We start from the raw sequence: 9,931 nt of genomic DNA, 5'->3' as shown, positions 1-9,931 counted from the left end.
ATTGCCCGCTCCGGAATTGTGCGAGCGCCAGTTCTATCCGCCCGTAAACCGACAGCTCGGGCCGGCCGTGGTCGGCAAGTGTGAGGCCGGCCTCAAGATCGGCGATGGCCTCGGTCAGCCGGCGCTGCTGGCGATGCAGGTAGCCCCGGGTGAGTAACAGGATCGCGTGCCGGGGCAGGAGCGTGCTGCTCTGGGCTTCGGCGATGAGTTCGTTGAGTCGGGCCTGGCCGGTGTCCGCCTGCCCCGCCTGCCATCCGGCCAGTGCCCGCATCGACACCGCGAATGTTTCCAGCTCGTCGACGTCGATGCTCACGGTGCCGGCTGGATCGGTGCTGAGGCGCAGCCCGGTCAGAACATCGAGCACCGCTGTTGAGTGCTGGAAGCCCACATCGAATTTGTCGCCCATCAGCGCCATCTCAGCGAGACCCTGATGTGCCAAAGCGCTCATCATGCGCGCCCGGGCGGGCCCGGTCCTGCGCGACTCGGTGGCCAGCTCCAGGTGTTGGGAAGCGGATGAGACGTCGCCGGCTGCGAGCGCGGCCATCCCCAGAAGAACGTCCCGCTCAGGTCCCCTGCTGAGATTCTCGAACTCAGGTAGCGCCGTTACCAGCAGGTCGTGCCTACGCGCGATGATGGCGTGGATGCCGGCGTCGATGGTTCGCCGTTCCTTATCAGCCGGGGTACTGCTGAGCTGGGCGGACCATCGGGCATAGCGGAAGGCGCGGTCCGTCTGGTGCTCGACCGCGGCCAGCCCTGCCGCTGTTTCCAGCTCCGCCGCCAGGCTGTCGTCCGGCCCTGCTGCGGCATGCGCCCGGTGATCGAGTCCCCGGTGACCGCCGAGAACAGCGCCGGCCGCGGCGTGGATTCCCTGCTTGGACTGCAGTGCGAGACGTGCGACGATGACGGCGCGGACTCGTTCATGCGGCATCCGCACGGCTGAGTCCTCATCGGCGAGAACCACGAACCCTGTCGCACACGCCTCGTCGATGTCTCTTCCGGTCAGTTCGTGCCCGCAGAAGCGTCGAGTGATCGCCGCCAGATCTGCAATTGCCGTGGTGTCGTGAATCACGGCCACGATCTTAAGGACGGCGCGGGCGGGCGGGCTGAGACCCTCGAGGGTCCGCTGCGTGACCCTCCGGAAACCCGGCGCGGCCGGCGGAGTACCCCGCAGCATCCGGTCGAGGGAATCGAGGGGATCAGGTCCGGTCATGGCCTGGTTCAGAAGAGTCTGGAGGTGGAGGGGATTGCCGTCGGTCGCCGCCACCAGCCTGGAGGCCAGACGGCGAGGAGGTGAGAACCCTGTTCGGCGTTTCAGGAGTATTGCCACCTGCTCGACGTTCAGTCCGCTCGCCTGGAGACGGACGCCTCGTTCCTCGTCCGCAACCAGCAATCGCATCCGTTCGAGGAACGGTGTCTCGTCTGGCCGGGCGGCGATGAGGACGAGCAGCCGGTCACGGAAGGAGCGGCGGCCGGCGAACCACAGGGCGTCGGCCGACCGCTGGTCCAGCCACTGGGCGTCGTCGATGGTGATGCACGTGGCTCCCTCGCTGCCGTCGATGAGATTCAGCAGTGCGGCCCCGGCGACCATCGCGGGTATGTCCGGGGCGATTCCGCCGCTGAGGAGCGGTTCCACGTCGCCATCGTCCTCGACCTGCCTGAGCAATTGATTGAGGACGCCGTACGGCAGTTCGGCTTCGTTCTCGTCTGCGATGGCCGAGCGGGTCGGCCACAGGGCAACGGAGGCTGCAGCCGCGCGGAGCAGGGCGGACTTGCCGAATCCGGACTCTCCTTCGATCAGCACGAACTGCGCACTTCCGGCGCGCACACCCGCGACCGCCTGGGCGACAGCACTCAGCTGCCGATCCCGCCCGAGAAGGGAAGAGGAAACGGCAGGCACATCCGGGGGCAGTCGGGAGGCTGACATGTGACCCCTAAGCGTATTGATCCGCAGCGACCGGCGGCTATCCCTTTCGCGGGGTTGACTGGACAGCGACGAACTCGATACGGCTACACATCCGGCCCCGGCGCGGCCACCGGGTACCAGCGCCCGCCATCGCGGACGGTCACTGCCCACGCAGCAGGCTCGGCGACGCTAGCGAGCTGGTGCACGACCTCGGAGCCAACCCGCCACCCCGCACCCACGTCGTCCGCGGTGTAGCGGACAAGTACGCGTGCGGCGCCACGGACGACAGCGAGGTCGGATGCCTCCACCACGGCGCTTCGAGCGGCGGCGGCCGCCGCGAAGGGCAGCACCGACTCGGGGTCAACCCCAGGGCGGAGCGCCCCGACCGTCACGGTCACACGAAAGGAAGGCATCCAGCAAGAGTACGGCGGCTTCCGGCATGCGAGCCGACGCCTACAGTTATACGGTGTCGTCACCTTCACCACGTACCGCCCGCGCGGACACACCCTTTTCCCCCACAGTCCGGCAAACGCTTCGGAGCCCGAAGGCGTTCAGTATCGAGGTGCTCGCAGGCGTCGTCACGACCCTCGCTCTGATCCCCGAGGTCATTTCCTTCTCGGTGATCGCCGGCGTGGATCCCAAGGTGAGCCTGGTGGCATCCGTCGTCCTGGCGATCTCGATGTCCATCCTCGGCGGCCGGCCCGCGATGATCACCGCTGCGGCGGGCGCCGTGGCCCTGGTCGTCGCACCGCTCGTCAAGGAGGAGGGCGTCGAATACCTGCTGCCGGCTGTGATCCTCGCTGGCATCATCCAGATCCTGTTCGGTGTGACCGGACTCGCCCGCCTGATGCGGTTCATCCCCCGCTCGGTGATGATCGGCTTCGTGAACGCGCTCGGCATCCTGATCTTCACCGCGCAGGTTCCTCACCTGCTGGGGGTGCCCTGGCTGGTCTACCCGTTGTTCGCACTGACGGTACTGATCGTTCTCGTCCTTCCGCGCCTCACCAGCGCGGTGCCTGCCCCTCTTGTCGCCATCGTCGTCGTCACGGCCATCACGATGATCGCGCACCTGTCCGTTCCCACTGTCGGCGACGAGGGAGACATCGCCGGCGGGCTTCCCGGCCTCACACCGCTCCTCGTGCCGCTCAATCTCGAGACCCTGAACATCATTCTGCCGACGGCGTTGAGCGTCGCCTTCGTCGGCCTCATGGAAACCCTCCTCACCGCGAAGCTCGTCGATGACATCACCGAGACCCGGTCCGCGAAGGGCCGCGAATCGTGGGCGCTCGGAGTTGCGAACATCCTCGCCGGTTTCTACGGCGGCATCGCCGGTTGCGCCATGATCGGGCAGACCGTCGTCAACGTGAAGCTCGGCCGGGCCCGCACCCGCATTTCCACCTTCGTTGCCGGCATCTTCCTGCTGCTCCTGGTCACCGTGCTCAGCGACGTGATGGAGCAGATTCCGATGGTCGCACTCGCCGCCGTGATGATGATCGTCGCCGTCACCACCGTCAACTGGCACAGTGTGGCGCCGGCCACCCTCAAACGGATGCCGCTGGCCGAGACGATCGTCATGGTCACCACGGTCGCGGTCGTCGTGGTCACGAACAATCTGGCGATCGGGGTCGCCGGCGGCGTTCTCCTCGCGATGGTGCTCTTCGCCCGGCGGGTCGCTCACGTCGCGCGGGTGGACCGCGAACCCTCCGCCGACGGCAGATCGGTCCGGTACACGGTACGCGGCCCCCTGTTCTTCGGCTCGAGCAACGACCTCGTCGAGCAGTTCTCGTACGGGGTCGACCCGGCAGACGTCACCGTGGACTTCACGGCGGCGCAGATCTGGGACGCCTCAACGGTCGCGGTGCTGGACTCGGTGGAGTCCAAATACGCCGCCCACGGTGCAACCGTCACCTTCGTCGGGCTGGATGAGCGGTCGACGGTCCTCCACGGCCGGCTCACCGGCAAGCTGGAATAGGCGTCAGCCGCTCACGGTGAACGTTGCACCGATGCCGAAGGTCAGGCGCAGCGGAGCGGACGACGCCAGCCACAGGTTGGCAAGATTCTCCGTGCTGAGGGCGTGACTGCGCAGCTGCACGTTCGTTGACCGGTCGCCGAGCGGCACGGCGAGCACGGGGTTCTGCTGCACCACGGCACGGGCCGTCCCGTACGCGCGGTGACTGACGGCATCCGCGTCTGACGTGTCGCCGGGGTACGCACTGAGCAGATAGAACAACTCGGCGATGTTGTGGGTGGTTCCGGGCTGTTCATGACCGTCGCGGTAGCCGGTGAGGTCATCGCGGTAGAGGAACAGGTTGACGGATGCCCCCGAGATGCCGTCGCGGGCGGCATCGAGGGTTCGCGCGGTCACCTGCAGCTTCGCGGGAGCGGCAGAGAGCAACTGTTGCAGGGCGAGCGTGGTCGACGCGATCGCCTGCCCGTAGGAGGAAAGGGTCGGCATTCAAACTCCGATGTCCGGGGCGGCAAACCGCCTGTCGTATTGAAGCTACTCCGAACCGTCGTCAGCCGAAAGGCATCGTCGCATCAGGAGGAGTCTTTGAGGGGAAGCTCCGCTCCACCGGTCTGGCAGGTGGGGCAGTACTGGGCGGTGGTGCTCGCGAACGAGAAGTCGCGGATGATGTCCCTGCACACCGGGCATGGTTCGCCCGCCTTGCCGTGCACGCGCATCGCCGACACCTTCGCGGCTTTCAGTTCCGAGATCGGGATGCCGCGGCGAGCGTCGATCGCTTGTGTGAGAGTGCCCACCGTGGCCTCGAAGAGCCGGTCGAGTTCGACCGCTGACAGGGTCCCGGCGTGGGCGAGCGGAGAGATTTTCGCCGCGTGCAGGATCTCATCCGAGTACGCGTTGCCGATACCCGCGAGTGATTCCTGCTCCTGCAGGATCGCCTTGATCTGCTTGCGACGCCCGACCACCGCACGATCGAAATCCGCCCGGGAGAAGCCGGGGTCGGCGGGGTCAGGGCCGAGCTTGGCGATCGCCGGCACCTCCACCGGATCGCCGACGATCCAGCAGCCAAGCGACACCCAGTCTCCGGCATCGGTGAACTCGAGAACGGCTCCGTCGTCGAGGGTGAACGCGATCAGAGCCGGCGGGGCCTCGACCCCGGTGGCTTCCGTCGTCGAAACGTCAGCGCCGTCGTCACGGTACCGCGCCCATCCGTGCCGGCCGAGCGAGATGACCAGGTGCTGCGCGTCGTCGCCGACGAGAAGATCCACGTGCTTGCCGCGCCGGGTTGCATCCCGCACCCGCTCGCCCACGAGAGACGACGGTGGATGCGCGCGCGTCTTGGTGACTCGGAACTCTGCGACGTCGACGTCGACGATCTCGCGGCCGGTCAGCCGTGCGCCGAGATCCTCGACGAGCGCCTGCACTTCTGGCGACTCGGGCATGACTCCAGCCTCGCACGCCACCCCGGCGCCCGGGAAGCGCCGTCGCCGGTGCGTGCGCTAATCGGACGAGAAGTCGAGCATCGAGTCATCGACAGCGACGACCGACCAGACGCCTCCATTGGCGTCGGTGAATTCGTAGGCGGGAAGCACCAGGACGCTTCCGTCTGGCTGCCACTGGCTTGCGAGACCCAGGCGGGCGCTGACGATCTGTACTTCATTCACCGGCCAGGACAGCGACGCGCCGGCCCGCGGTGTCGCCGGCGGCTCCGTTGGAGGTACCCACTCATCCGGTGCATCCGCCGACTCGCGACTGTTCATCGGAAGAATCGTCATCGCGCCGCCGAACCGGGGGTCTGAGAGTCGTTCGAACGCCTCTTGTTCACTGACCACGGGGTACTCCCCCAGTTTGATGACGTCGGCAACGGCACCGTTTGCGCTGAAGACGCCGGCTTCGGCGACCTCCACCGACCAGGCCTGATCCAGGCGCTGCCCGTCGACCACCGGCCTGGCCTCCGCTGTCCGAGTTGGCGACCCCTCCCACACGTGCGAGGTGAACTCGTACATCCCGGGGTCCCGGCCCGCAGCGACGAGGATCGAGCGCAGCGCTCCGATCGCAGCATCCTCGCTGGGTGCCTGGCCCGTCGGCTGGCAGGCTTCGGCGCCATCGGCACACAACCACGGGTTCGTCTGCGGGTTCTGGTAGTAGAAGGAGAGCATCCCGTCAAGACTGACCGTCACGCTCGGAGCGCTGCCGTCGGGTGGGCCAGCGGTCCAGCCGCCGTCCCCCAGCTCCGCTGGTGAAACGATGCCGAGCGCCGCAGCTAGCGGTGCCACCCTGTCAGGAATCGGAGCGGCATTCGGATCGAAGGCGTAGGCCTGGGCCGCGGCCCCAGCGCTGCCGAGACCGGACGCGGTGAAGAAATTCCGGCCGAACCCAGAGGGGTAGATCGAGTCCGAGACCTTCTGGTCAGCGGTGCCCGCACCGACGCCCGGCTCGCGACCGCCCTCCACCATGTTCTCGGGGCTCGCACCGGTCTGCAGCGAGATGGGTGGAGAAGCCGCGCCTGCGAGGTTCGCTGCCCCGCTCGTCGCTCCGAGGGCGTACCCGGCGGCGCCGATGATCAGAACTGACGCAGCGACGGCGGCGATCGACTGCCAGCGGCGACGATGGGACCGCGCCGCTGCGATGTCGGCGACGGGCCGGGACCCGGCAGGCCGTTCAGCCTCAGGGGCGGTCACGCGGGCGATGATCTCGTCGGCGAAGTCGGGGCGGGGTTCGACATCGCCCGCTGGGTCTGCGGCACGCAGCCGGTCGACCGGGTCGAATTCGTCGTCGTGGTTCATGTCGATCAGCCTCCGTGAGATGCGCTACTTCTCTGGATATGTTCCGGGCCCCCCGAATCTTGCAGGAGCCTAGAACGACATCCGTTCGCCCCAGGCTTCGCGCAGTCGCTTGCGGGCTCGGGAGAGCGCAGCGTCGGCGCCGGACCGGGAGATGCCGAACACCTCAGCGAGCTCGGCCCCGTCGAGGCCCTCCCACGCATGCAGAAGCAGGATCTGCCGGTCGCGCTCGCCCACGCTGTTGAGCGCACCACGGAGTTCCGCGTCGAACAAGGCGCTCAGCTCGGGATCGGTGCCGACACGGACCACGCCCGATTCGGGCACGTCGTCGACGGGCAGGTCGAGGTGCTTCCGCCGGTGGTTCGCGAGGGTGAACCCCGCCGTCCGGTAGAGCCACGGCAGCACGGCCTCGCGCGGCACGTCATCGCGGCGGCGCCACGCGATGGCGAAAACGTCGGCAGTGAGATCCTCGGCGTCCTGGCGCGGCCCGCGGCGGGCGAAGTAGCGTACGAGGGCGGTCGAGTGCTCATGGACGACCGCCGTGAACCAGGCGGCGGCGCTGTCCACGTGGGGGTCGGCGCTGTCGGGCATCGCCACTCCCTTGCTCGCGTCGGCGGCTGCTGTGGTGCTGGCGATCCTCACCCCATGAATGTGTCGCGTTTGCCGCGAGTCTTGCACGAGTGTCGTGAATTCCTACCCGACATCACGGGAACCTCGACCCGACGCTACTCCGAACGGGCGGCCGCCGAAAGCCGTCGCCATTCTTTTGCGACGTGCGTATCGTCGCCTGCACGAGAACGAAAGGAATCCCGCATGGAACAGCAACACCCAACCGAGAACGGCAACGACACAACTCCTTCTCTGCCGGACTGGGGTCCGCGCGACGGTAGCTACGAGCAGGCGAAGAACGAGGGCACGGCCGATCAGTCCTCGCTCGAAGACCCGCCAGACGACGGCACGACCGCTGAATCGGCTTCGTCGGGCTCGGATGCCTCGGTGGACGGTGCCGACGACGCCGGTGGCACGAAAGCGTCAGGCCAGACCGGTAACTACAGCGACGCCGGCACGGACGCCGTCGACGAGACGGTGCCCGTCCAGGATTGAGCATGGGAAACATCCGCCGCCGGGTGCTCGTCCGCGGGCGGGTTCAGGGTGTCGGTTTCCGATACTGGGCCCGCAGCAAAGCCGAGCACTTCGGTGTGCATGGCTGGGTACGGAACCGCTCGGATGGATCCGTCGAAGCCGAGGTCGAGGGCGAACCGGGCGCTGTATCCGAAATGATCAAAGCCATCGGCCGTGGCCCGGCAGGCGCTGTCGTCTCCGACGTCGAGGTTTCCGACCTTCCGCCGGACGGCGAGGTGGGCTTCCACATCCGCCCGGGCGATCGGAGCGGGATGTCGGGATGGTTTCGGCGAGGTTGACGCGTCGTCCTGCCCGCTGACAGAGCTCGGCCAGCGGCGTAGCATTCGAGAAAACACCCGATTCTTATGAAAGGACACGACCATGAACATGGCGATGCAAATGATGGAGTCTCACCAGAAGGACATGCCCGTTGCGGGCATGGACATGGCAATGATGCAGGACTGTATTGAGGCCTGCTCGGCATGCGAGCAGGCGTGCACGATGTGCTCGAGCACCATGATGGGCGACGGCATGTCGATGTGCATGAACATGTGCATGAACACCGCTGACATGTGCAACACGATGATGCGGATGATGATGCGTCCAGCCGGCATGCACAGGGAGAGCATGATGGCGATGCTGCAGGCCACGATGACGATGTGCATGGCGTGCGCCGACGAGTGCATGAGCCACAAGGACATGCACGCCGATTGCGCCATGTGCGCTGAGGCCTGCCGTCAGTGCGCCATGGCCTGCCAGAAGATGATGGACTCGATGAGCGGGGCGATGCCGAAGGCCTGAACCGAAACCGCGGTCAGAGGGCCGCAGCAATCAGGACGCTGAGCCGCTCAGGACCGAACGCCAGCGTCGAGTACAGCGTGTGCAGAGCGACCGGCTGGCCGGGGGCCAGGCTGGCAGGGATGCTGTGCGTCCACACCCAGGCTGTGTCACCGGAGTTCACGAGTGTCACACCGATCCAGCCGCCCGAAACCGAAGAAACGATTCCATCGCTCCACTTGCTCGCGGTGGCAGCGGCGATGCGCTCCTGGAGCGGTCGGAGAACGTGACCGGGGCCGTTCTTGTCGCAGGAGCCGCCGGAGGCGCTCGAGCACTGCATGACCTGATCTACTCCTGGTTTGAGACTCGACATCCTGACCTCCTGCCCGCTTCCCGGCCGGACGCTTTCCGGCACTGCAATCAACGGTAGGTCGGCTCCCGGATGCTGTCACCTGCGACCGTCACACAGCGCAACATTCGAGCGACGCTCACCTTCGCCAGTTCACCCGTTGCGGTCGGGAACACCCGGCACGCCGGATGGTTCCGTCAGGAACGGATGATTTGGTGACATCCGTTCGGCGGCGTCAGCTGCCGGTGGCGTCCTCGTCGGGGAAGACCCGCTTGTATGACCGACCGTCGGGCAGTTCGATCGTTTCCGCCCGGAGAGTGCCGCGCGTGACACGGAGGTAGATCGCCTGGGCGCTGACGCCGAGCTGAGCGGCGGCTTCGGCGACGGACAGCCCGGGAAGGTCGGTCGGAACGCTGCTCGGCCGCGCCGACCGCTTGCGGCCCGCCTCGTGACGTTCGGCTATCTCGGCGTCGGTCCCCTGCCAACGCCATTTCGCCGCGGCCGGTTTCAGCCCGGCCGCCGCCGCGATCTCGTCCCAGCCCGTCCCGCCTCCGAGTGCCTCGCGCACTGCTTGCAGGGTAGCCGGGTCCTGGTCGAGGGCGACGAGAAGGGCGCGGATGTCCCGCAAACGCTGGAGGGCATCCGTCCCGTCATCGAGATCACCCGCGAGAACGCGCTCGAGGGCGGCGCGGGAAGAGGCTGACAGGTACGGCACGCGCCCATGCTACTGCGCGGTTGAGATGCTTTGACCCGCTTCGCAACCCCCTGTGTTCGCGAGGGTATCTGCGAAAAGATGGGTGATGAAGCTGGACGGACACCGGGAGCGCCTGATAACGCCCTGAACCCTGTTCCGGACCGTCCGCGGGTTTCGCGGTACCTGCCCTCCCCTGTGGCGGGCGCCGCGGCGCATGCTTACCGTCTGAAGATGGCAGATCCCGAACAACCGAAAGGAAAACAATGCCCGATTCGAATGAACGTGCTGGCGAGAACATCACCGCCGCTGCGACGGCTGCCCCCCCGGCCGGCGCCACTGC

Annotated in this window: 12 protein-coding genes; 4 read left to right on the top strand and 8 right to left on the bottom strand. The window is 67.0% G+C overall.

Annotation, left to right across the window (positions count from 1 at the left end; translation table 11 throughout):
- Together ACLQ62_RS10110 and ACLQ62_RS10105 are read right to left on the bottom strand one after the other, a co-directional pair.
- Positions 1–1,924, bottom strand: a 1,924-nt coding sequence (locus ACLQ62_RS10110; protein WP_411721508.1) for an AAA family ATPase, incomplete at its 3' end; no start/stop codon positions are given.
- An 83-nt stretch (positions 1,925–2,007) separates the two neighbouring features.
- Positions 2,008–2,316, bottom strand: a complete 309-nt coding sequence (locus tag ACLQ62_RS10105; protein WP_411721507.1) for a hypothetical protein — start codon at positions 2,314–2,316, stop codon at positions 2,008–2,010.
- A 26-nt stretch (positions 2,317–2,342) separates the two neighbouring features.
- On the opposite strand from ACLQ62_RS10105, the gene ACLQ62_RS10100 reads away from it, so the two are divergent.
- A complete protein-coding gene (locus ACLQ62_RS10100) occupies positions 2,343–3,875 on the top strand; it encodes a SulP family inorganic anion transporter (protein WP_411721506.1) in 1,533 nt (510 codons plus the stop codon).
- Between the two features lie 3 nt (positions 3,876–3,878).
- Here ACLQ62_RS10100 and ACLQ62_RS10095 read toward each other — a convergent pair whose 3' ends face one another.
- The 4 genes from ACLQ62_RS10095 to ACLQ62_RS10080 all read right to left on the bottom strand — a co-directional run bounded on the left by ACLQ62_RS10095 (position 3,879) and on the right by ACLQ62_RS10080 (position 7,291).
- Entirely contained in the window at positions 3,879–4,358 is a 480-nt protein-coding gene (locus ACLQ62_RS10095; RefSeq protein ID WP_411721505.1) for a Pvc16 family protein, read from the bottom strand.
- An 83-nt stretch (positions 4,359–4,441) separates the two neighbouring features.
- Complete coding sequence (locus tag ACLQ62_RS10090; protein WP_411721504.1) at positions 4,442–5,308, bottom strand: Fpg/Nei family DNA glycosylase; 867 nt, start codon at positions 5,306–5,308, stop codon at positions 4,442–4,444.
- A 57-nt stretch (positions 5,309–5,365) separates the two neighbouring features.
- Positions 5,366–6,652: a hypothetical protein gene (locus ACLQ62_RS10085; RefSeq protein ID WP_411721503.1), complete on the bottom strand. Its 1,287-nt coding sequence runs from the start codon at positions 6,650–6,652 to the stop codon at positions 5,366–5,368.
- Positions 6,653–6,721: 69 nt separating this feature from the next.
- Positions 6,722–7,291, bottom strand: coding sequence for an RNA polymerase sigma factor (locus ACLQ62_RS10080; protein ID WP_411721502.1), 570 nt, complete (start codon positions 7,289–7,291; stop codon positions 6,722–6,724).
- Positions 7,292–7,462: 171 nt separating this feature from the next.
- Here ACLQ62_RS10080 and ACLQ62_RS10075 point away from each other — a divergent pair, with 171 nt between their 5' ends.
- From ACLQ62_RS10075 to ACLQ62_RS10065, 3 genes are all read left to right on the top strand, one after another.
- Positions 7,463–7,753 carry a hypothetical protein gene (locus tag ACLQ62_RS10075; RefSeq protein ID WP_411721501.1) on the top strand — a complete coding sequence of 97 codons (291 nt, stop codon included), beginning with the start codon at positions 7,463–7,465 and terminating at the stop codon, positions 7,751–7,753.
- A gap of 2 nt (positions 7,754–7,755) precedes the next feature.
- Positions 7,756–8,070, top strand: coding sequence for an acylphosphatase (locus ACLQ62_RS10070; protein ID WP_411721500.1), 315 nt, complete (start codon positions 7,756–7,758; stop codon positions 8,068–8,070).
- Positions 8,071–8,152: 82 nt separating this feature from the next.
- Positions 8,153–8,572, top strand: a complete 420-nt coding sequence (locus ACLQ62_RS10065) for a hypothetical protein (protein WP_411721499.1) — start codon at positions 8,153–8,155, stop codon at positions 8,570–8,572.
- Positions 8,573–8,585: 13 nt separating this feature from the next.
- Here the strand turns inward: ACLQ62_RS10065 and ACLQ62_RS10060 are convergent, their stop codons facing one another.
- Together ACLQ62_RS10060 and ACLQ62_RS10055 are read right to left on the bottom strand one after the other, a co-directional pair.
- A complete protein-coding gene (locus tag ACLQ62_RS10060; protein WP_411721498.1) occupies positions 8,586–8,921 on the bottom strand; it encodes a hypothetical protein in 336 nt (111 codons plus the stop codon).
- A 211-nt stretch (positions 8,922–9,132) separates the two neighbouring features.
- The gene (locus tag ACLQ62_RS10055; RefSeq protein WP_411721497.1) at positions 9,133–9,612 is read right to left on the bottom strand and encodes a hypothetical protein; all 480 of its coding nucleotides are present in this window, start codon (positions 9,610–9,612) and stop codon (positions 9,133–9,135) included.
- Positions 9,613–9,931: the final 319 nt, after the last annotated feature.

This window comes from Mycetocola sp. (assembly GCF_046716805.1).
Taxonomy (GTDB): domain Bacteria; phylum Actinomycetota; class Actinomycetes; order Actinomycetales; family Microbacteriaceae; genus Mycetocola_A.
Note: the sequence above shows the minus strand (reverse complement) of the source record. Positions and strands in the feature narration are given on the sequence as shown.